This window comes from Psychrobacter sp. H25 (assembly GCF_059076335.1).
Genome location: NZ_JCACRV010000001.1, coordinates 830,725 through 853,258, shown reverse-complemented (window position 1 = coordinate 853,258; position 22,534 = coordinate 830,725). Strand labels below are relative to the sequence as shown.

Below are 22,534 nucleotides of genomic sequence, written 5' to 3'. Positions count from 1 at the left end.
GGTGCTCTTATTTAGACGCTTTTAAGGATAGTGACTGTTATTATGACTATTTGAGTAGCGATAATATAAAGACCAATAATACGCTATGTTCGCGTCTTAGCTCAACCAATTTGCTAGACAGCTAATATGGCTTATTAGACATTGTCCTGTTCAAACATCTTTGGATCATTAAAAGTAACAATCTCTTCTTCGAACTCTGGTTTTACTTTCACAATAAAGTCATCGCGCGATAGACCCATACGTAATGGAATCGAGCTTGCGATATAAGTCGACGAGTATGTACCGGCAAGCAAGCCGATAAATAGCGCCACTGAGAACCAGTATAGTCCATCGCCGCCCAAGAAGAGCATGGCTAGTACGACCAATAGAACAGTTGAGATGGTCATAATTGTGCGGCGTAAGGTTTCAGTCAAAGATAAATCGACAGTTTGACTGGGCGATATGCCACGAACACGGCGAAAGTTCTCGCGGATACGGTCATAAACAACGATCGTATCGTTCAATGAATAACCAATCAAGGCCAAGATAGCAGCCAATACCGTCAAATCGAACGGAAAGCCGAACAATGCAAACACACCAATAGTTACGACAGCATCATGAAAAAGAGACAGTACAGCGCCCAAAGACAGCTTGAACTGAAAGCGTAGGGCAACATAGCCCAGCATACAGGCCAGTGCTAGTGCTAGCGCCATAACTGAGTTTAAGTAAACCTCATTACCCACTTGGCTACCAATGATATTGACGTTGCTAATATCAGCAGTATTATCAGGTAATGCCAATGCTTGAGTGAGATCTGCACTTAGTCCATCGACGTTGTCGGACTGAGGCGGTAGACGTACTAGTAGCTCCTCGCGAGTGCCTAGATACTGTACGACAGCATCATCAAACCCACTGTCTGCCAGCGCCTGTACCACGGCTACCTGCTCGACAGGTTGCTCATAACGCACGTCTGCTGAGACACCACCAGTAAAATCAAGACCTAAATTCAAGCCATTGACAGCGATAGCAATGATACTAGCGATAACCATAAATAAAGATAATAGCGCCATTGGCTTCTCTATCTTCATAAAAGGAATAATACGCTGATTACCAACCGCTTTGATACCACCTTCAGCTACGGCTGCAGCATCATCAGCGGCGTCACCTGATACTAGATTGGGATCAGTCGCAGTAGATAATGCCTGACTGTCTTTGTTATCTTTGCCACCGCGGCGACTGCTTTTGTCAGATTTTGTGGCAGTTGGATTATTGGTTTTAGTGTTGCTACCTTTACCATCACGACGCGGTTTTTTGCGGCGTCGCGTACCTGCATTGGTCGCCTCACCAGTCGAGCCATTTCGATCAGGGTTGTTCTGCTGTTCTAAAGGGTTGTTATTATCGATCGCCATAGTATTCTCCTAACCGATGCTCAGACTTTTGATGGATTTACGCTTACCGTAAGCAATTTGTACCAGTGCACGTGTCACCAAAATAGCGGTGAATAGTGAGCTGACAATACCAATAGCTAGCGTAATCGCAAAGCCTTTAATCGGACCTGTACCAATCGCAAATAAGATAAACGCGACCAGTAAGGTTGTGATGTTGGCATCAAAAATACTACTAAATGCGCGGTCAAAACCTGCCACGATAGCGGACTTTGGCCGTACGCCATTTGCTATTTCTTCTCGTATCCGCTCAAAAATCAGTACGTTGGCATCAACGGCCATACCGATGGTCAAAACGATACCTGCGATACCAGGTAGAGTCAGTGATGAACCCAAAATTGACATGATAGCAATGATAATAATAACGTTCACGGCGAGTGCCACGTTGGCAATCACCCCAAACAGACGATAGAAGATAATCATAAACGCAAAGACTAGAAGATAGCCAACCTGCGTAGAGAACAAGCCTTTGTCAATGTTTTCTTGACCCAATGATGGACCAATGGTGCGCTCTTCTACAAAATACATTGGAGCCGCAAGTGCGCCTGAACGTAGTAATAGAGCAAGCTCAGCTGCTTCAGCAGTGCTATCTAAACCTGTGATACGGAATGATGAACCCAGTACCGCTTGAATGTTAGCGCGGTTGATAACTTTAGTTTCAGCATAAGGCGTACGTACTTCGGTCGTCTCACCAGTCTCTGGATCTTCTTCGTAAGTGATTCTTTGCTTGTTTTCAATAAATAGTACAGCCATCTGTTGACCAACAGCGGTACGAGTGGCGTTCTGCATGAGCTTGCCGCCAGCACTGTCCAAAGTAATACTTACTTCAGGTAGGCCGCTTTCATCTACGCCAGTTTGAGCGTTGGTTACTTTGTCACCTGTGACGATCGCTTGGCGATCTAGTAATACTGGTGGACCATCTAATGTCTCAAACGGGAAGGCCTCTGTGCCTGCAGGAGGTATGCCGCCTGTATAGGTATCGGCGTCGTCTGCTACCATACGAAACTCAAGGTTTGCGGTACGTCCAAGGACACGTTTTGCTTCAGCGGTATCCTGTACACCTGGCAGCTCGACCACAATACGGCTAGCACCCTGAGACTGTACTAAGGCTTCAGTGACACCTAGCTCAGCAATACGGTTACGTAGAGTCGTTAAATTCTGATTGACCGCATAGCTATTGATCTCATCAAGCGTTGCATCATTATACGACAACACTAATGCAGGACCTTGATCATCAATAGAAGATTGCAGATTAAACGTATTGCTCATCGAGCCTTGCAAAATATTCTGTGCACGATTACGTGTATCAGTGTCAGCAAAATGCAACACAACACCGCGCTCTTCAGTTTTTATACCTTTGATTGCTACTCGCTCAGCACGTAGCTCGCGTCGCATATCACGACTGGCACTGGTCAAACGCTGCTCAAGTGCCTTGTCCATATCAACTTCTAGTACAAAACGAACACCACCGCGCAAATCAAGACCGAGCTTCATCGGTTTTGCACCGATATCGCGCAGCCACTGCGGGGTCGTCTGTGCTAGGTTGAGAGCGACTACATAGTCCTCACCCAAGTTTTGACGGAGTACTTCCTGCGCTTTTAGCTGGTCAACTGGGTTGTTGAGGCGTACCAGCGCACTGTTTCCCTCAAACGTACCATCATGATTGTCTAATCCTGCCTCTTCGAGCAAGCTTTGAGACTCGGTCAAAATGCCTTCAGACAATTGCGTGCCAGCTGCAGCACTGGTGATCTGCACTGCAGGCTCGTCAGGGTAGAGGTTAGGGGCAGCATATAGACCGGCCACGAGTAGCACGACGGCAATAATTAAGTATTTCCAAGCGGGATATTGCATAATCACTTCTTTAGGTTGATAAACGACTGGCGATGTGAGCCACAAGTTAGCAGATGGGAAGTTAGCGACAGCAATGATTGACTGTCTATTTGGCAGGCTTCATTGCGATCATCCGCGGTGATAGTAAAGCATAAAACAGTAAAGCAAATAATACAGCGGTATCTTTATCTAGTCACCAAAAATATCACCAAGCAAATAGATAAAACCAATGTGTCTCAAGAGCCAATATATATAGACAAAAACTCAGCCTATATGGCAACTATACTTTACTGCCTTAATAGCGAAAAATGACCGTAAATGATATACGGTCATTGTTTTGTCATGACACCCAGTGGTGAGATGACCATCAAATCATTACTAGTAAGAAACAGTAGAGACTATACGCCTTCGATCGTGCCAGTAGGCAATACTGAAATAACAGAAGCACGTTGTACTTTTACGTCAGTATTGTTGTTTAGGCTTACGACGGCATAATCGCCTTCGATTGCTTTGATACGGCCCATTAAGCCACCAGCAAAAATGATTTCATTACCAACGCTCAAAGCGTTAACCATTGCACGGTGCTCTTTGGTACGCTTAGACTGCGGGCGAATAACCAAAAAGTAAAAAATGGCAAAAAAGGCAACAGGTAGTAAAATCTGACCGAATAAACCTGCAGCACCTGCAGTCTCTGGGGCAGCATGGGCAGCTTGGATAAATAGGCTCATAATATCTCTCAGTAAGTCATAGATAACAATAAAATTAGACGCATAGTAACAAAAAATACCCGACTTGGTAACTGTTAATCATAGGCTGAGCGTGTTTTTGTTAGCGTAGCGGCATACTAGCAGTACACAGGTGTCACAGCAACGTTTTACTATTCCAGGTATAGGATACGCAAATACGAAGCCATAAATAGCATTACAAGGAGCCACAAACAGCAGTGACTCGCTCAGTAATATTGAGGCAATAATGAACAATAAAAGTGACCAAAAAATAAAAACTTAAAAATAGCGACTTATTGTGAAATGCTATTATCAATGCTACTATCAAATGGCAATGATTGCCTGTATTTAGTCTGCTGTCTATTGAAGCGAAATATAGCTTTGGAGCAGTGCTAAGTCAGCTTTGAGCAGTGGTATCGGTTCATGCAGTGTAGCAAGGTAGATGGTGAGTAAAAGTACTACAGAGTAGACTGAACGAGCCTGACATCGTATCTGATTTATATATAATCAACATTATAATGATCTCTAGAGATCTTGTAGTATGCTACTAACCGACATCTTTTGCTCTTCATGTCATATTCCCTTTTCTCTTTTTAGGTTACCTAACTTGTTCACCACTTTTATGTTTGTACCTCGTTTATGTCGTCCGCGCGCTCATCGTGAAGACGCATCTGCAGAACCTCCCCCGAGAATGAAGAATAGTTCTCAAATTGGTTATACATTTTTTTCTGCGTTAGCGTTATTGATGCTACCGCAGTCTGTATGGGCAGCTGGTGCTGTAGCCACAACCACCGCTGCTGCAGCACCAACGGCGCTTAGCGTTACCCTCTTAATATTTTTTGTTCTGCTCGCTATTGGCGTCTCTTTTGTCTGTTCGCTTGCAGAATCTGTTCTGCTTAGCATGACGCCATCGTTTATTGCCGATGTGCAAGAAACAAGCCCCAAAAAAGCAGCGATGCTAAAGAGCCTTAAAGTTGACAATATCGACCAGTCATTGGCCGCTATCTTGACCCTAAATACGGTCGCGCATACGCTTGGCTCTATCGGGGCTGGTGCGCAGGCGACGATCGTATTTGGTAGCGCTTGGTTCGGCTTATTCTCTGCCATTATGACGCTTGCCATTTTGTTTTTATCTGAAATTATTCCAAAAACACTGGGTACGGTCTACTGGCGTCAGCTGAGTGGCATGGTGGCATACTTTGTCCGCGGTATTATCATGATTTTGTACCCTCTTATTTGGGTGTCAGAACGCTTGACTAAGCTACTAGTACGCGGTAAAGAGACGCAAACGTTTAGCCGTCGCGAGTTTGCCGCACTTGCTAGCATTGGTGAAGAGTCAGGTCAGATCGATCCATTAGAGTCACGTATTATTCGTAATCTACTGGCGTTTGGTGCTATAAAGGTCGAAGACATCATGACGCCGCGCTCAGTGATGCTCGCATTTGAAGAAAACAAAACAGTGGCTGAGTTATTGGTTGATCGCCCAAAACTGACTTTTTCTCGACTGCCTATTTATGATGGTGACTTAGATAATATTACGGGTTTTGTTTTAAAGACTGACATGTTATTGGCCAAAGTCAATCATGCTATGCACAAACCGTTGACCCAGTTCAAAAGAGACATTACTTTCGTATTCTCTAAAATGAAGCTATTCGATCTACTAGAGCTTATGCTAAAAAACCGTATTCATATTGCGATTACTGTCGGTGAATATGGCGAAGTAAAAGGCTTGGTCACGTTAGAAGATGTCTTTGAGACACTACTAGGGCTTGAGATTGTTGATGAGATAGATCGCGTAGAAGATATGCAGGCCTTAGCTCGACAAATGATGGACAGACGTGTAGAACGTTTGGGTATGAAGCTCAGTGACGACGAGCAAGATGACGATAGCAATAGCGACGCCAAATTCTAGTATTGAGAGCTGATCTAGTATTAAGAGCCCTTGAGGTCAAATGTTATGGTACCAAACGTCATAAAAATAACCGTTTTAATGACGTGCGGTGTCATAGCCGCGAATGTGAGACTTCTGCGTTTTGTTAGTCGCAATAATTACACAGGGTGTCACATGGCTGTGAGAATTCGATGATAGGCTCGGCATATTATATAAGTATAATCATACAGATATATCTATAAAAACGTACTGCCAAAATAAATGATAAAGAGCGTTGATCGTCACTATATGACGCTAACGAAAAATATCGCTAAGGATTATCATGAAAAAACTATTGGGTAATGGGCTATTAGCTCTCTTGGTAAAAGGCGCCAGCATCACTGCGATAGTAGCAGTAGCCAGCACCATTAGCATCAGTGCACAAGCTGCCACGATGACAGAAGCTTTGGTGCAAAATTATGCAGCAGCAATGAAGTCCTCTGCAAATAACCAAAGCATCAATCAAGTGGCGCGTCTTGTATCTGATGATGCGCTGATTTCTTTATCTAGAAAGGGTAAGTCGACTAGCCTAGATAAAGACGCCTACTTGAGACTACTGCAGAATAGCTGGAACGATACGTCGAATTATCGCTATGACATATCAGTAGATAATGTGGTCATCACAGGTGATCAGGCCAAAGCCAATGTCACAACGAACGAAAGCTGGATCAAAAATGGTCAGCCAGTATCGTTTGTTACCACCTCTCGGGTGACGCTGACGGTATCTACTGGTAATGCCATACTACTGCGCGCAGTATCGCAAGTAGCTATTAACTAAGTCTGACTCAGAACAAACGTAATTAGCTGCTACCTATTACCTGTTAACAAAAAGAGTAGGTAGCCAAGCATGTCCGTCAGACAAAGCAAAAAACGGTTATTTTTTGAAAAAGTAATCAGTCTGATTGTCGATGCCAAAACTTATGACTAAGGATTTTGACGTTAAAGGTCTGACATCAAAAGTCTTTGAAAGGTACCAGCTTTAAACGATTCTCTAAACGATCATTACTATCTTTTATATTAGGCTGGTTTTTGCTTTACGTTGCATACTATACTATCTATCAACTTTATCTTATCACTTTCTGTCGTTAGGAAACCTCCAATACCATGTCTACTGTGCTATCAAAATCTCGCTCGTTTGTCGCGTTACCCTTGACGCTTGCAGTATCAACGTTACTCATTAGCGCGTGTAGTAACACCTCAGCAGTAAAAAACACAGGTGCGACTAACAGCTCATCTGTTGTTACTAAACGTCCTGCTACTCAAGTGGCGACGAATAGTACAGACTATTCTACTGCATTTTTAGATGCAGAGAGTTTAGATGAGTTGGCAGATTTGTTAGAAGCAACTGATATGACAATGGTGGAAGGCAACCAGCTTGCCATTCAACAGTATGGTGATTTGTGGAATCGCCTGCGTGCTGGTTACCGTATGAACGGTGGTAAGCCGATTTATAATCAGCGTATCGAAGGACAAAAAAGCTGGTTTACTAGCAGACAAGACTACCTAAACCGTCTAACAGCGCGTGCCAGCCGTTATATTTATCATACGGTACGAGAAGCTGAGCGACGTAATATCCCGACAGAGCTGGCTTTGCTACCTGTTATTGAGAGCTCGTATGACCCAAGCGGTACCAGTAGCGCAGCTGCGGCAGGGTTATGGCAGTTTATTCCAAGTACGGGCCGTATTTATGGTTTGAACCAAAGCAGTACTTATGATGGTCGCCGTGACGTGATTGAGTCGACCCGTGCCGCTTATGACTTCTTGACCGCACTGCACAACCAATTTGGTAGTTGGGAGCTTGCGCTGGCGGCTTATAATGCAGGTCCTGGTCGTGTACAAAAAGCCATTGATGCGAACGCTGCACGCGGCTTGCCAACCGATTATTGGTCACTGCAGCTGCCTACAGAGACTATGAACTACGTGCCACGCTTTTTGGCAGTTGCCGAAATTGTTGCCAAACCTGAGCAGTATGGCGTATACCTACCGGCTATTGCCAACCGTCAGCATTTCCGTAGTGTACCAGTCAACTATGGTGTGAGCTTGTCTGAGGTATCACAGCTCACAGGTGTGACTTATGATGAGCTCGAACGACTCAACACGGCATTGACCTCAGGTCGTGTTGATTCTTCAGGTCCGCAGCGTGTTATTATTCCTAACGATGTTAGCCTAAATGCTGATGCCAAACTGAGCCTATTGCGCGGCAATGGTACAGGTAACGTATTGGCATCTGGTAATACAAGCACACCGGCGTCAACGACACCAAGCTATAATAACAAGCCATATACCTCATCATCACTACCATCTAGCAGCAGCGCTTTAGCTGATTATGCTGCCAGCGCGAGCGTCCCTCAGCAAACGACAAGCTATATCTCACCATCGGCTCAAACGACGAGCAGCTCTGTTTATAGCGGTAGTGCCTCAGTGCGTACTGAGCCACCATTGACCAATGCTGAGACCAAAAAAATCAATGCTGAGCTTAAGAGTAGCAACAGTCTACCGACCACTTCAGCTCAAATCACTCAGAATAATACGATTGTCCAAGAGCCACCACTGAGCAAAGAAGAGCGTGATTTCATTGCCAATCAAATTCGTAGAAGCACCTCTGAAACTAACGTAATTAATGCTGATGGTAATATCAATTTATCAGCGGTTCAGACACAGCAGTCTATCCTAGAAGCAAGTGGTGCAGAGAAAAAACTTAGCTTTGCAAAGTCATCGGCCAGCAAGCCAAAACCGCAAGGCACGCGCAGTACTTATACAGTCAAGCGTGGCGACACTCTATCGAATATTGCAAGCCGTGCTGGGGTAAACTGGCGTGATATCGCAGAGTGGAACCAGATAGACGCCAGTGCCAACTTATTGTCTGGTAGTACGTTATATTTATACAATGCTAAGTTTATCGAGCCATTGGCTGCTGCCAATAATACTGCAGCCAGTCAGCCTGATAGCTACGTTGTACAAGGCGGCGACACGCTCATCGGTACAGCAAATCGCTTTGGCTTGTCAGTCACGCAGCTTGCCAGCTACAACAATCTTAGTAGTCGTGCAGATCTGCTTAGAGGTCAAAAGTTGTGGTTGATACCGGGCAAAGTGACTGCACCGGCGACAACACCTGCGGCACCTTCTACTCGGTCGAACAAGTCAAGCGCTGCAACTAAGAACTATAAAGTAAAATCAGGAGACGGTCTGATTGCTCTAGCGCGTCAGTTCAATGTATCAACAGACACATTAGCCAGCCTAAATGGTATCAATACCAACAGCTCACTATACGTTGGTCAGACATTAAAAGTACCAGCTAGTGTTAATTTTGATACAGCAAGTACGTCAAGCTCTAGTAGTGCCAATAGCGCAAGCTCAGTAGCGACCACCAGTTATAAGGTACAATCAGGTGACACCTTGATTGGTATTGCCAATAGTGTGGGTGTTAGTGCCGCAGAGATTGCTGCTGTTAACAGCAACTTTGATGCAAGAGCACGTCTCCAACGTGGTCAAACGATAAAAGTACCTGTGTCTAAAGAATTGGTTGATCGTCAGCTCAATGATAAAGCGGTTAGCTATAAAGTAAAATCAGGTGATACGCTAACTGGTGTGGCGAGACGCTATAACATCGGCTTGAGCGATTTGGCATCAGCGAATAACTTAACGACCACTTCTAATTTGATACTGGGTCGTACGATTACGATTCCTGCTGGTGGCAGTGTTGCAAGTGCCTCTAGCAGTAGTCAAAGCAGTAGTTCTACTAGTAGTAACAGCAGCAGCTCTGCGAGTAGCGGAACAAAACTGAGTAACACTGAAAACTACAAAGTCCAATCAGGTGATGGTTTAATTGCTTTGGCACGTCAATTTGGAGTTTCTGTTGAGGATTTAGCAGCGACGAATAATCTGGCAACTAACGCACAGTTACAGCGTGGTCAAACCCTTAAAGTACCAAAAGTAACTGTAAGCTATACCGTTGGTTCAGGCGATAGCTTGATTGGTCTAGCTCGTAAGTATGGCGTATCGACACAAGAGCTGGCTGACATGAATAATATCGCTGCTGACACTATGTTGCAGCGTGGTCAGCGTCTGACAGTACCCAACCGTTAATGAGACCTTAGATACGGTATCTAGATATCGTTTTGATTGACCGTATAACAAAAAAGCTGCTCTTAATAAGAGCAGCTTTTTTTTGGATATTTAGTTTTACAAGTGTCTATCCAATAAAGATCTATCGACTAGACAGTTTGAGTTTTGATGGTCTCAAGGTAGCTTCTGATGTTACTGACATAATGCATTGCTTGCCCGTACCGACTGTTGGAAGCTTTGTTATCTGCTAAATAAGCATAGACGTTCGCCCAGCTCTTATCATCAATACCTTGAGCACGTAGTTCACGCTGAATTCTTTTGACTGCATTGGGACCCATGTTATAACCTGCAAGGGCAAACCAAATACGGTCCGTTTTGGGTACATCAGAGAAGTCGTCTTTGACTTGCTCTAGGTAGCGTGCACCGCCACCAATGCTTTGGTAAGGATCAACACGGTCTGAGACGCCCATCGCTTTTGCGGTGTTATTGGTTAGCATCATAAGACCACGTACGCCAGTCGGTGACACCGCATCAGCATCCAGATGAGATTCTTGATAACCCATAGCCACTAGCAATTCCCAATCATGATTATAATTGCGCGCTTGCTCTTCAAACGATGATTGATAATCAGGCAGTTTTTCTGTCAGTGTTTTTTGGAAATGATCCTGACTATATGCATCTTTTAGCAAGTTCTGATTGTAGAATGCTGCCAGCTTCTGTGTGTTTTGTAGCTTGATGCTATCGCACAAGAAGTAACTGGCTTTTTTGGATAGTGGGTCATTAGGTGAACTGAACGTCCAGCTGACTTTTGGATGTAAGCCATTTTTAGTCAAACTGGCATCATAACCACAGCTGACATTTATAGAGGACAGATTAAGCTGGCTTTTTAGCTTGGTGCTGGCAGTAGTCAGCGCCATATCAGCATCACCTGATCTGATAGCTTTTAGCGCAGCTTCTTCGTTAGCATAAGCTTTTAGGTCGATATCAACACCCAGCTCATCAGCGTAAGTGCGCACCAAATCAAATCCAAAGCCATGTTGGAAGCCATCAGTCGCAAAATAGGTACTATCGCCTGGTACTGCGGCAATGGTTAAGGTGTTCTCTAGCATGACGTTGGCATAAGCTGGCACAGGCGCGCTCATAGTGGTCAGACTTTCTGCTGGCAGAGAGAGTAGCGCTATGCTAGATACTTGTGCCAGCTTCTTGGTTCTGGCAAAACGCCCTGACGCGGTAGGGGTAACGGATGAAACGATGTTACTTTTGGTGTTAAGCAGGCGTTTAGATGGACGCAGTAAATAAGAAATACGGCGTTTGGCCCCTTGCGCAGATACTTTTACACGATAAGTAATACGTTGCATGGATGTCTCCTGATTTTAGCCATCCTTCTTACCACAAAAACACATAAAGACAAATGCACGTCATTTTGCATCTATCGATATAGTGTCTCAGACAATAGGGTACTTTTAAATAAAACAAGTACATATCATCTTGCTTGAATACAGTGCCACTAGCATACTCTCTCTAAGAGTTAGCGATATGAGCGATCATTAACCGGCGATTCAGGTATCCTCTATATCATCACAACAGTCGTCTCAAAATCTAGACGCACGACTATAGGAAGGATATAGATCAGATGATTCCTTCATCAATGTTTCGATGTGGCTAATGGTCAAACAACTATATATCAAACATAGGTAAGGTCATGAGTAAGTCATTGGGACAATGACATAGCGCTAAGTAGCATTGAGATATTTTAAGATTAAAATAAATATCTTCGTCTGCCTTTACTATGCAACTTTGAAAGCTGGCAACACCTTGTGTTATTAGTAATAAGGTGGCTTGCTACAAAGTTTCTTGTCCAGCGATGAGAGTAAGTACAGTAGCTATCAAATAAAAACAAGCCACGTCATATTGTCATCGCGACACTAAAGTTAAAAACGCGGTGTTGCCAAAATATATTGCATACATCGTGCCTCAGTGGCCAGCATTCTAAAATATCATTACTTATCATGTGTAATAAAATCTTAGATTACTACCAATATCACTCTAGTGCCATAACCGGAAGCTGTAATAATGGGAAGTTTCATGACAAAACGTTCTTTCTTACAGGTAGTAATATGCGGTTACCGATTGTATTATTCAAGTAGAGTTAAGAAAAAAGCGATAAAACTTAACAATAGAGACATAAACGGTTAAATTTCCGTACATTAACTGTTTGTTATTCACAAAAGACTAATAATGGCTAAAAAAAGATAGACAGTGAATTTAAATGAGCCCGAAACTGTCAATTTTCAATCTGTTTTTCTACCATGTAACTGTCCATACACGCTATGCTGATTTATTAGGCAGGGTTATTGATATCAATAAACGTCACTGGTAACTCGAATTTTTTGGCAACGATATCGCCCAATGCTTGGATACCGCCACGCTCGGTTGCATGATGACCACAGGCAAAATAGTCGATACCCAACTCTCGCGCACTATGCGTGGTACGCTCAGATATCTCTCCTGATATAAAGGCATCACAGCCCATAGCAGCCGCTTGGTCAATCATATCCTGGGCACCACCGGTACAAATACCCACTCGTTTGATCAGTCTGTTCTGTGAGTGAGCATCTGCGTTGTTTTCATAATTGGCTGAGATATGAAGCGGTACGCGCCCTAATACTTGAGTAATTGTGGTGATAAGATCATCAGTAGTTTGCGGTGTACAAGTGGCAATATTGCCAACAGGGTGCGACTCGGAAGGGTAGAGCGCACCAATCATCGTCATACCTAAGACATCGATCAACTGGGCATTGTTGCCAACCACAGGATGCGCGTCAAGCGGCAAGTGATAGCCAATCATAGAGATACCGTGCTGCATGAGTTTACGGACACGTCGACCCTTCATGCCTGTGAGCGGGGCAGGTTCGCCTTTCCAAAAGTAACCATGATGCACCATAATGGCATCAGCATTATCAGCGATAGCAGCGTCAATTAAGGCTTCACATGCTGTAACCCCCGTCATGATGCGTTGTATCGGTCGTCCACCATCTACTTGTAGCCCGTTTGGCGCGTAGTCTTTAAATGCACTGGTAGATAGATACTCATCACAGAACTGCGTCAGTTCTTGTGCACTGATACTACTGGTCAAAGATTTAGTCGTGTTTTGGGTCATTGGGTTTCCTTATTCTTATCGTATCGGTCTCTGTAGCAAATATTTTACATGGTTTTTATTTTAACATGACCCTGCAAAAGAGTAGACAAGATGGATAACTGAAACGGTACACGATACGTTACTATTTGACGGCATTGCGGTTATAATTTATACATGTAAGTCTGCTTATCTGTGCATCCGTTGCCCAAACAGACAGTCGCGTTGCCTAGTCAGACCGTTTCATTGCTGAGCCAGACAATGAGATGCGATCAGTCGCAACCAACTTACTTTATCTCTTATAATTTCATTTTTCATTGTTTGTTTGCATTACATTTATAGAGGTTCTATATGTCGTCATCCCAGAACACCCATAACAAGGCATCCCTATTAAAATGGTTGCCTTGGGTTTTGTTGTTGCTAGTGTTAGCAGCGTTTATCTGGTTGTTTATGAGTATGAAGTCGACATCAGAGGCGACATGGGAACCACCAAGAACCACGCCAGCTGAGCAGCAAGCCTCAGCACCAGTGGCAGACACGCCAGCGCCGACATCTTCTTATCATAACGCAGTAGCACGCGCGTCACAGTCGGTGGTCAATATCTATACGACCCAAGCGATGATGGAGCACCCTTATATGGATGATCCTGTATTGCGCCGTTTTTTTGAAAATCATAGCGGACCGTCACAAGATCAAGGGTCGACCAATCTAGGTTCAGGGGTCATCGTATCAGAAGACGGCTATATCGTGACTAATGCTCACGTGATCGAAAAAGCCGATGAGATTACCGTGGCGTTCAACGATGGTCGCAAGAGCCGTGCTAGAGTCATCGGTACTGATCCAGACAGTGACTTGGCAGTGATCAAAGTCGATATGACAGGACTGACGCCCCTTGGTTTCCGTGAAGACCCAATCCGTGTCGGTGATTTGGCCCTAGCTATTGGCAATCCATTCGGTGTCGGTCAAACGGTGACCCAAGGGATTATCTCAGCGACTGGACGTACTGGACTGGGTGTCAATAAATTTGAAGACTTTATCCAGACGGATGCGGCGATCAACCCAGGTAACTCGGGCGGGGCACTGGTCGATGCGCGCGGTGAGCTAGTCGGTATCAACACCGTCATATTCTCACGCTCTGGTGGCTCGATGGGGATTGGTTTTGCGATTCCTACAGCGCTCGTTGAGCAAGTGATGAATGCGCTCATCAAAGATGGCCGCGTCAGTCGTGGCTGGCTCGGTATCGAGATTCAGTCACAACTACGTGACCCAACGCAGCTTGAAACCTCAACTGGTGTAGAAGTGCTAAATGTCATCGAAGGTGGTCCTGCTGCCAAGAGTGGACTGCGTGTTGGTGATATCATCCTAACCATCGATGGTGTCGAGATGACCGATGCCAATACCTTGATCCAGTATGTCGCTCGCAAGCCACCAAATACTGAACTGGATGCGCAGATACTACGCCAAGGCAAGAATGCACAAGTCAAAATCATGCTAGAGGAACGTCCTGTCCAAGAGCCTATCGAGCGTCCTGTCGTACTGCAAGGAGAGAGTATGGGCGGTATGGAAGCAGAGCCAAGTATTCAAAGTGATGAAGAGGCGCCAATGATGTCAAAAGCCGAGCGTGATCGTATGCGCGAAGAGCTGATGAAACTGTTTGAACAAGACACGGCGGCACAGTAAGGTGTATTGATAATATACGCTCTTCATTAGCATATTGATTTAGCTAGTCGCATAAAAAAGCGCGCTCCTTATCTAAAGGGGCGCGCTTTTTTTTTGACGGTTTGAACCATTTTAGCAACGCTGACTGTCGTAAGCTTAGGGTTTTGCGTTTACCATTGCATTATGACTTTTCAATGGGGTCATGGTTGATATGAATAACCCCTTGCACTCGGCAGCAGCAGGGTAGGATCTCATCGTCCTCAATCATCGCGAGTGGATCAAACGGATAATCCACCGTATGCGAGCTGGCAATACGCTTGACTCGGCAGCTACCACAATAGCCCTCACGGCATTGATAGTTGACTTCATGACCAGTGCGCAGCAGACCATCAAGCAGACTTTCATCGTCATGCAAGTAAAATTGCTGCTTACTGGTCATTACCCACGTCATAATTCGTCCTATTGGGATATGTCTTTGCTGTTACTGCTATTAAAACGTAAAACGGTTACAATTCAAAGCTCTTATAATTCAAAATCATCAAAGTCGCTGTCTGATAAGTCAGAGTCGATCTGACCAACCAAGTACGAGCTAATCTCAGTCTCTTGCGGTGCTACTTGCACATTGTCAGACGACAACCACGTGTTGATCCATGGGATTGGGTTTGATTTTGAGTTCGGGAACGCCGCTGGCAAGCCGACGGTTTCCATGCGCAAGTTGGTGATGTATTCGATGTATTGGCATAGGATGTCTTTGTTTAGACCAATCATCGAGCCGTCTTTGAACAAATAACCTGCCCATTCTTTTTCTTGTTCAGCAGCCTTGCGGAAGATTTCGATACTTTCTTCATAGCACTCTGCGGCAATCTCGACCATCTCAGGATCGTCACGACCATTGCGCATCAGGTTCAGCATGTGCTGCGTACCCGTCAAATGCAGCGCCTCATCACGTGCGATGAGCTTAATGATTTTGGCATTACCTTCCATCAATTTACGCTCAGCAAAGGCAAACGAGCAAGCAAACGACACATAGAAACGAATGGCTTCTAGGACGTTGACCGCCATAATGCATAGATACATCTGCTTTTTCAACGATCGTAAATCAACCGTGACTTGCTCGCCATTGATATTGTGCGTGCCTGCACCGTATAAGCTGTATAGCTGTGAGTTGCGATACAGCTCATCATAGTACTGGGCGATATCAGAGGCACGGCCTAAGATGTGCTCGTTTTGCATGATGTCATCAAAGATAATATTTGGGTCATTGACGATATTACGAATGATATGCGTATAACTGCGCGAGTGAATGGTCTCAGAGAACGACCATGTCTCAATCCACGTCTCAAGCTCAGGGATAGACACCAGCGGCAGTAGCACGACGTTTGGACTGCGACCTTGGATCGAGTCGAGTAGGGTCTGGTATTTGAGGTTGCTCAAAAAGATATGCTGCTCGTGCGAGGACAGATTGCTAAAGTCGATACGATCGCGTGACACATCGACTTCTTCTGGACGCCAAAAGAACGACAGCTGCTTTTCAATTAATTGCTCAAAGATAGGGTGCTTTTGTTGGTCATAGCGCGCCACGTTGACGGGCTGACCAAAGAACATCGGCTCTTTTAGCGCATTGTTTGGCGTTTGAGAAAAAATCGAGTAAGTCATGGGACTGCCTTTATAATTGATACGGTTATTAATTTATATGGGTTTGACTGATTTTGATATGATGTTATGACACGTTTTTGGATTATAGCGTTTTAGCTTAGAGGTTCTCTAGTGATATCTGCGACGACTCTTGCCCATCGTTCATATAGGCTTTGAATATCTCGCTCAGTTCACTATCATCGAGTGCTTCTAATTCATCAAGCGCGCTTTTACGTAGGGTGCTCACATCAGACGCTTCTGCTGCTGTTTTTACGTCTTTTTTAGCCGCTCTTGATGCTGGTTTTTTGGCTGCTTTTGCCACGCTTTTTTTGGCGACAGTTGTCTTTGGTGCTTCATCCACACCTAACTGCTGACGCACCTCTGCAATATCAACCTCGACTTGTACGATATGCGAGCCACCATCGTTTAGGTCTGAAAATACGTTTGGGATAAACAACCCACCGTCTTTGATGATTGCGGTATAGTGCACATGACCTCCGTCGTTTTAGTTCTATCTGTATGTTTTAATTATAACAGTAGCCAATCCCGCCTACCGCTTGTATCTGCTTTGCCGCTGGCGTGCAGTCTATTGTGTCTGACCGCATTCCTGTTGTCTCGATACTACGTTCAGCCACAGACTGCATCGCCATCATCGTCAGCAGGATACCGCTATAGTCGGGGCTAAAAAGCCTTATTCAGGCGTCTTTCTTTTTTCTTAATGATTTTTCCGTTTGGGCGTAACTTGTAAGGTGCGCCTCGCGCACCTTTAAACATAGTTTTTATATCATCGGTGCGCTGGGCGCACCCTACAACTTTAATAAATAGTAAAGTTTCAAGCAGTCTCAATATGTAGTACATGGTGAAACATTTTATGCATTTTAAAATATTTAGCTTGACTACAGTCTAAGTTAGTCTTGTACGAAGAGTTTATAAAAGACCAATCAAAATTATCAGGTCTGTTGTTTGATAGCCCTAAAATACCGACTCTATAGAAGCAACTAAGTACTTCGTTGAATATATATTCTATATTTTCTGTAGTTCCATTTTGAGCCTTTTCGTCCCAAAACTTTATAATAAGTGATGCTAATTTGTCTTTTGATTCATATCTTTTTAGATTTCCATATATATCAATTAGCTTATATGACCAATCATATTTGTTAACTATTTGATCCCTAGAGAAGGTTTCGTCAATACCACTAACTAAAGGGATTAATATTTCTAGTGAAGGATATATATCTAACCATTCCTCATAAAGAGAGCTAAGTCGTTCTTGAGAATATTCTTTCTCAGCAGCTAAAATTGATGGCCAATCTATTTTTGTTTTATTGGTAGCTTTGTCAAAACAGTGATTTACGAATTGTAAAACATCTCTAGGCCTCAAAAAGGTTCGCTGAACTATGTAGTCCCATGGGTCTCCAGCTCTACCTTGTGAATTAGGAAGCAAGTCATCAAAATTGACTTTAGCTCTTGTATACTTATGTTCAAATACATATTGAACTCGACTATTTACTAGCTCCTTAAGGCTAGCTTCATCCCATTGAATTTTATGTATGAGCGATCGTATTTTGTCTTCTTGAAAACCACTGTCACGGGTTTCATCTAAAGTTATCAAAAACAAATCCACTCTAAGCGAAATTATAATTTTGATGTTTTTTACTTTGCGGAAGTATTTTATTTCTTCTATTAAAGATCGAATTAATCTGTATTTGATATTGCTACTTGTCCAGTTTTCATCAAGCTTATCTATCAATATGTAATAGTTTTGCTTGTTATCCACAAAAACATGTGAATTTAGAAGACCAACTATTTTAGATAGTTTAGCAATCTGTACATCATTGACTACTTTCGTAGCACGCTGAACAATTTCTGTTTTTTCTTCGTTCGAAATATCAACACCTGCATTTAACTTACTACCAAAGTTCCCTATACCAGTATTAATCTCACTTTGAACCGTAGCATCAAATTTATTAATAATTTCTTTGAGGTTTTCTTCAGTTTCCATCCAATAAGTATCAGACCATTCTTTCAAGTATTGTATTGCTGACTCTTCTTCTGGGCTCTTTGATTTACTGAATAAGTCACCAAGATAATTTGTTAATGTCTTTTCCGAATCCCAATTTGGATATTTAAGCTTTAGAAGCTCACTTGAAAGTATATGTCTCCAAAGGTATCTATAAAATAAATTTAAATTTACTCCGAGCTCATCAAGAATTGGAATAACATTTGAGTTATCTACGAATCTTAAGGAAATATCTTCAAGGTCTAAAAATTTCGAATTATCAGTTACTTTATCTATCTTTATTAATCCAGCTGTCTTTCCAGCTCCTGTTCTTCCCAGTATTATAGACTCACTTTCACTACAGTCTATCAATTCATCTAATAATCCATTATCTTGAAAGCAGTGCTCAAGAAATTTTTCATCAAATGCAGCGTCAAGTTTGGCAATCTTCGTATTGGGTTTTATTTTTATTTTATCCATATTCTAATCCTTGAATGGGATATTACTACTTTGATTATATTTAACGGTAGCAAACAGCGAGCTTAACCAAAAAGCCAAACCCGCCATTCATCAATAGCCTAGATCTTACACGCACCGCCAGCACAATCATCTTCCATATCCGCTTGGGCATCGTTCGCACCATCACGAGTGTTATGGTAGTACAACGTCTTCACACCCATTTTATAAGCGTTTAGCAAGTCTTTTAGCAATATCTTCATCGGTACACGGCCACCAGCATAACGAACTGGATCGTAGTTGGTATTGGCAGAGATACTTTGATCGACGAATTTTTGCATGATAGCGACCAGCTTTAGGTAACCGTCATTGTTTGGCATTTGCCATAGTAGCTCGTACTGATCTTTTAGGGTAGCAATCTCAGGCACGACTTGCTTTAGGATGCCATCTTTTGACGCTTTGATAGAGACCAGACCACGTGGTGGCTCAATACCGTTGGTCGCGTTGGCGATCTGGCTTGAGGTCTCAGACGGCATCAAGGCGGTTAGGGTAGAGTTGCGTAGACCGTGCTCAGTGATCTCACCACGTAGCGTTTCCCAATCGAGATGTAGCGGCTCTTGGCAGATTTTGTCCAAGTCAGCTTTGTACGTATCAATCGGCAAGATACCTTGTGAGTACGTGGTCTCATTGAACGCAGGACACGCGCCTTGCTCTTTTGCCAATTTGTTTGACGCTTTCAAGAGATAGAACTGCAACGCTTCAAACGTCTGATGAGTCAGACCAAGCGCGCTGTCATCAGAGTAGCGTGCGCCATTCTTAGCCAAGTAGTACGCATAGTTAATCACGCCCACACCGAGCGTACGGCGACGCATACTGCCGTTTTGAGCCGCTTTTACGGGATAGTCTTGATAGTCGAGCAGGGCATCAAGCGCACGCACGATTAGCTCAGCTGGCTCTTCGATATCGCTGACGTTGTCAACTTTACCCAAGTTGACCGCTGATAGCGTACAAAGCGCGATTTCGCCTTCTTCGTCATTGATGTTATCTAGTGGCTTAGTCGGTAGCGCGATTTCCATACATAGGTTTGACTGGCGAATCGGCGCAACCGAGGCATCAAATGGGCTATGGGTGTTGCAATGATCAACGTTTTGGATATAGATACGACCCGTACTGGCGCGCTCTTGCATCATTAGGCTGAACAAATCTGCTGCTGGGATCTGACGGCTACGCACGTTAGGATCGTTTTCGTACTGGGTGTATAGCTCTTCGAATTTATCTTGATCTTCAAAGAACGCATCATAGAGGCCTGGCGTATCACCTGGTGAGAATAGCGAAATGTCTTGGCCTTTGATGAGGCGCGTGTACATCGTTTTGTTTAACTGTACGCCGTAGTCCATATGACGAACACGGTTGTCTTCGACGCCGCGGTTGTTTTTGAGTACCAGTAATGACTCAACTTCTAAATGCCATAGTGGATAAAATAGAGTCGCTGCACCGCCACGGACGCCGCCCTGTGAGCAGCATTTCACCGCTGTCTGGAACAGTTTATAGAACGGGATACAGCCAGTATGCTGCGCTTCACCGCCACGGATAGGGCTACCGAGGGCGCGGATACGACCTGCGTTGATGCCGATACCAGCGCGCTGTGATACATAGCGTACGATGGCGCTAGTGGTGGCGTTGATTGAGTCTAGGCTATCACCACATTCGATCAGTACGCACGAGCTAAACTGGCGCGATGGTGTACGCACACCTGACATGATAGGCGTTGGTAGTGAGATTTTGAACTCTGAGGTCGCATCATAGAAGCGTTTGACGAAATCAAGACGGTCTGACTTGTCGTATTGGCTAAACAGACACATACCGACCAGCATATACAAGAACTGCGGGCTCTCATAGACAGTCTTGCTCACGCGATCCTGTACCAAGTATTTACCAGCCATTTGCTCAACAGCCGCATAAGCAAGATTCATATCGCGCCAGTGGTCGAGGTATTCTTCTAACTCATCAAATTCAGCACGGCTATAGTCTGCTAGGATATGCTCGTCGTATTTGCCAGCGTCCGTTAACGTTTTGACATGGTCATACAGATGCGGCGGCGTGAATCGGTTATAAGCAATCTTACGCAGATGGAAGATAGCCAAACGCGCAGCGAGATACTGATAGTCAGGCGTGGTTTCAGAGATGAGGTCGGCAGCAGACTTGATGATGGTTTCGTGAATGTCACGCGTCTTGATACCTTCATAAAACTGGATGTGCGACTTTAGCTCAACTTGTGATACCGACACATTGTCCAAGCCATCAGCCGCCCACGCGATCACCTTGTGAATTTTGTCTAAATCAATAGGCTCTAAACGTCCATCACGTTTGGTTACTTGGATTTTATCAATATGTGTCATGCTGGCCTCTATTTTGATTGCTTATAGTGATGCTACGCGCCGAGTGGGCGGCAGACATTCTTTATAACGCTATTATGCGGGGTTGTGATAGGTTGTTTTTTGGACAAAAGACTGCCACTACTCATAGTGATGGTTAAAATCACTGAGTACTACATATAGCGTGTTTGTTAATTGGTAGGCACAATATAGCGGGAAAATTTTGAAAATACTATATTGATTTTAGAATAAAAATATGTTGCTACAAGGTTGTAGGCGGTCCAAATTTTGGCAAAGGACGATGGGATAAGGGTTAGACGCGAATGCGGTCAATAATAAATTTTTTGTAAAAATATCGTGACGTTTCGCTTTTCATTCTCTCGGTTATTGTTGACTGAAAAAGGCAGTCATGACGACAATAATGCGGGCGCAGATTGTACATCAAACCACAAAAAATCGCCACCCGTATCTTATTACTAGCGAGTGACGATTTGGACTAAAAAGGCGTTAAAGTTTTCTAAGTTGTCTACAGCACAATACGAACCGTTTTGGCATTATCAAGTGCCGCATAAAGCGCGTTGACTTGCTCAGCAGCCGTTAGGTATAGATTGACCCGTGCTGAGTGAAAACGACCTGTCTTTGATGGCTTAACTTCGATAGACGCCAGATCAAAATCAGGGAACTGACTACCCAAGATGAGCTTTATCTCATTGAGTAAGCTCTCATGCTCGCCTTCATGACCAATGATGCTGAGCGGGTAGTTCATTGGAAAATCCCAAAGCTCTGGATTTTGAATGTCCGTTTTTTTGCCTTTTAGAACGCCTTTATTTGGCGTCAGATCAGTGACTTTCACTGATGGCTGATTGCTGGTTGGGTTATTTGAATTGTTGTCGTTTGAATCATCACTCATGATATGAGCCTCGCTTTTATGGGGAAATAAGAAAAAGTTAATCAGTAACTAGTAGTAAGTAATTGATAGTACATAATGGAAAAATCACCGCTATAGACATCCAGTGAGTCAGACATCTGCTTGAGTCATGCCAAAATCAATCATAACGCAAAAAGCTGAGACAGGCTCAGTATGGTCGTAAATGGCATTTGTATCAGTCAAGCTATAGTCGATTCAATTTAAAAGTAGTACAAGGCAACCGAATGTAGATGTATGTGTGATACTTCAAGTGAGGTCAACGCTGTCTACTTTTATAGTGGAATAGCTATATTAGGTAGAGAATATATGCACTGTTTATAGTGGTCTATGGGCAATTATTCAAGTGAAGTCTGTATTTAGTCCGTTCTATCA

General features: G+C 43.8%; 15 protein-coding genes. 4 read left to right on the top strand and 11 right to left on the bottom strand.

Annotation, left to right across the window (positions count from 1 at the left end; all coding sequences use genetic code 11):
- Window positions 1–134: 134 nt before the first annotated feature.
- The 3 genes from secF to yajC all read right to left on the bottom strand — a co-directional run bounded on the left by secF (window position 135) and on the right by yajC (window position 3,982).
- Complete coding sequence (secF, locus tag AC5JPO_RS03320) at window positions 135–1,388, bottom strand: protein translocase subunit SecF (RefSeq protein WP_493853257.1); 1,254 nt, start codon at window positions 1,386–1,388, stop codon at window positions 135–137.
- 9 nt (window positions 1,389–1,397) lie between these two features.
- The gene (secD, locus tag AC5JPO_RS03315; RefSeq protein WP_493853256.1) at window positions 1,398–3,275 is read right to left on the bottom strand and encodes a protein translocase subunit SecD; all 1,878 of its coding nucleotides are present in this window, start codon (window positions 3,273–3,275) and stop codon (window positions 1,398–1,400) included.
- A gap of 377 nt (window positions 3,276–3,652) precedes the next feature.
- Window positions 3,653–3,982: a preprotein translocase subunit YajC gene (gene yajC / locus AC5JPO_RS03310; RefSeq protein ID WP_319050287.1), complete on the bottom strand. Its 330-nt coding sequence runs from the start codon at window positions 3,980–3,982 to the stop codon at window positions 3,653–3,655.
- 688 nt (window positions 3,983–4,670) lie between these two features.
- Here yajC and AC5JPO_RS03305 point away from each other — a divergent pair.
- The 3 genes from AC5JPO_RS03305 to AC5JPO_RS03295 all read left to right on the top strand — a co-directional run bounded on the left by AC5JPO_RS03305 (window position 4,671) and on the right by AC5JPO_RS03295 (window position 9,995).
- Window positions 4,671–5,891 carry a hemolysin family protein gene (locus tag AC5JPO_RS03305; protein ID WP_319050288.1) on the top strand — a complete coding sequence of 407 codons (1,221 nt, stop codon included), beginning with the start codon at window positions 4,671–4,673 and terminating at the stop codon, window positions 5,889–5,891.
- Between the two features lie 301 nt (window positions 5,892–6,192).
- Window positions 6,193–6,687, top strand: coding sequence for a hypothetical protein (locus AC5JPO_RS03300; RefSeq protein WP_319050289.1), 495 nt, complete (start codon window positions 6,193–6,195; stop codon window positions 6,685–6,687).
- Window positions 6,688–7,013: 326 nt separating this feature from the next.
- A complete protein-coding gene (locus AC5JPO_RS03295; RefSeq protein WP_493853255.1) occupies window positions 7,014–9,995 on the top strand; it encodes a LysM peptidoglycan-binding domain-containing protein in 2,982 nt (993 codons plus the stop codon).
- Between the two features lie 128 nt (window positions 9,996–10,123).
- On the opposite strand, the gene AC5JPO_RS03290 is transcribed toward AC5JPO_RS03295, so the two are convergent.
- Both AC5JPO_RS03290 and AC5JPO_RS03285 read right to left on the bottom strand, forming a co-directional pair.
- Window positions 10,124–11,332, bottom strand: a complete 1,209-nt coding sequence (locus AC5JPO_RS03290; RefSeq protein ID WP_493843345.1) for a transglycosylase SLT domain-containing protein — start codon at window positions 11,330–11,332, stop codon at window positions 10,124–10,126.
- A gap of 983 nt (window positions 11,333–12,315) precedes the next feature.
- A complete protein-coding gene (locus AC5JPO_RS03285; RefSeq protein ID WP_493853254.1) occupies window positions 12,316–13,134 on the bottom strand; it encodes a Nif3-like dinuclear metal center hexameric protein in 819 nt (272 codons plus the stop codon).
- A gap of 327 nt (window positions 13,135–13,461) precedes the next feature.
- Here AC5JPO_RS03285 and AC5JPO_RS03280 point away from each other — a divergent pair, with 327 nt between their 5' ends.
- Window positions 13,462–14,790, top strand: a complete 1,329-nt coding sequence (locus tag AC5JPO_RS03280) for a S1C family serine protease (RefSeq protein WP_493853253.1) — start codon at window positions 13,462–13,464, stop codon at window positions 14,788–14,790.
- Between the two features lie 160 nt (window positions 14,791–14,950).
- Here the strand turns inward: AC5JPO_RS03280 and yfaE are convergent, their stop codons facing one another.
- From yfaE to AC5JPO_RS03250, 6 genes are all read right to left on the bottom strand, one after another.
- Window positions 14,951–15,220, bottom strand: a complete 270-nt coding sequence (gene yfaE / locus AC5JPO_RS03275) for a class I ribonucleotide reductase maintenance protein YfaE (protein ID WP_493851682.1) — start codon at window positions 15,218–15,220, stop codon at window positions 14,951–14,953.
- Window positions 15,221–15,291: 71 nt separating this feature from the next.
- Window positions 15,292–16,425 (bottom strand): class Ia ribonucleoside-diphosphate reductase subunit beta, encoded by a 1,134-nt coding sequence (nrdB, locus tag AC5JPO_RS03270; protein ID WP_493853252.1) that lies wholly within the window; start codon window positions 16,423–16,425, stop codon window positions 15,292–15,294.
- 97 nt (window positions 16,426–16,522) lie between these two features.
- Window positions 16,523–16,894 (bottom strand): hypothetical protein, encoded by a 372-nt coding sequence (locus AC5JPO_RS03265; RefSeq protein WP_493853251.1) that lies wholly within the window; start codon window positions 16,892–16,894, stop codon window positions 16,523–16,525.
- Between the two features lie 342 nt (window positions 16,895–17,236).
- Window positions 17,237–18,883, bottom strand: a complete 1,647-nt coding sequence (locus AC5JPO_RS03260; RefSeq protein WP_493853250.1) for a P-loop ATPase, Sll1717 family — start codon at window positions 18,881–18,883, stop codon at window positions 17,237–17,239.
- A 98-nt stretch (window positions 18,884–18,981) separates the two neighbouring features.
- Window positions 18,982–21,258 (bottom strand): class 1a ribonucleoside-diphosphate reductase subunit alpha, encoded by a 2,277-nt coding sequence (gene nrdA / locus AC5JPO_RS03255; protein ID WP_493853249.1) that lies wholly within the window; start codon window positions 21,256–21,258, stop codon window positions 18,982–18,984.
- Between the two features lie 502 nt (window positions 21,259–21,760).
- On the bottom strand, window positions 21,761–22,144 hold the full coding sequence (locus AC5JPO_RS03250) for a YbeD family protein (RefSeq protein ID WP_134292530.1): 384 nt from the start codon (window positions 22,142–22,144) through the stop codon (window positions 21,761–21,763).
- Between the last annotated feature and the right edge of the window lie 390 nt (window positions 22,145–22,534).

What these genes read in the sequence shown, in the direction of transcription:
- secF (WP_493853257.1), bottom strand. Translation starts at nt 1,388, where the DNA reads ATGGCGATCGATAATAACAACCCTTTAGAACAGCAGAACAACCCTGAT.
- secD (WP_493853256.1), bottom strand. Translation starts at nt 3,275, where the DNA reads ATGCAATATCCCGCTTGGAAATACTTAATTATTGCCGTCGTGCTACTC.
- yajC (WP_319050287.1), bottom strand. Translation starts at nt 3,982, where the DNA reads ATGAGCCTATTTATCCAAGCTGCCCATGCTGCCCCAGAGACTGCAGGT.
- AC5JPO_RS03305 (WP_319050288.1), top strand. Translation starts at nt 4,671, where the DNA reads ATGAAGAATAGTTCTCAAATTGGTTATACATTTTTTTCTGCGTTAGCG.
- AC5JPO_RS03300 (WP_319050289.1), top strand. Translation starts at nt 6,193, where the DNA reads ATGAAAAAACTATTGGGTAATGGGCTATTAGCTCTCTTGGTAAAAGGC.
- AC5JPO_RS03295 (WP_493853255.1), top strand. Translation starts at nt 7,014, where the DNA reads ATGTCTACTGTGCTATCAAAATCTCGCTCGTTTGTCGCGTTACCCTTG.
- AC5JPO_RS03290 (WP_493843345.1), bottom strand. Translation starts at nt 11,332, where the DNA reads ATGCAACGTATTACTTATCGTGTAAAAGTATCTGCGCAAGGGGCCAAA.
- AC5JPO_RS03285 (WP_493853254.1), bottom strand. Translation starts at nt 13,134, where the DNA reads ATGACCCAAAACACGACTAAATCTTTGACCAGTAGTATCAGTGCACAA.
- AC5JPO_RS03280 (WP_493853253.1), top strand. Translation starts at nt 13,462, where the DNA reads ATGTCGTCATCCCAGAACACCCATAACAAGGCATCCCTATTAAAATGG.
- yfaE (WP_493851682.1), bottom strand. Translation starts at nt 15,220, where the DNA reads ATGACGTGGGTAATGACCAGTAAGCAGCAATTTTACTTGCATGACGAT.
- nrdB (WP_493853252.1), bottom strand. Translation starts at nt 16,425, where the DNA reads ATGACTTACTCGATTTTTTCTCAAACGCCAAACAATGCGCTAAAAGAG.
- AC5JPO_RS03260 (WP_493853250.1), bottom strand. Translation starts at nt 18,883, where the DNA reads ATGGATAAAATAAAAATAAAACCCAATACGAAGATTGCCAAACTTGAC.
- nrdA (WP_493853249.1), bottom strand. Translation starts at nt 21,258, where the DNA reads ATGACACATATTGATAAAATCCAAGTAACCAAACGTGATGGACGTTTA.
- AC5JPO_RS03250 (WP_134292530.1), bottom strand. Translation starts at nt 22,144, where the DNA reads ATGAGTGATGATTCAAACGACAACAATTCAAATAACCCAACCAGCAAT.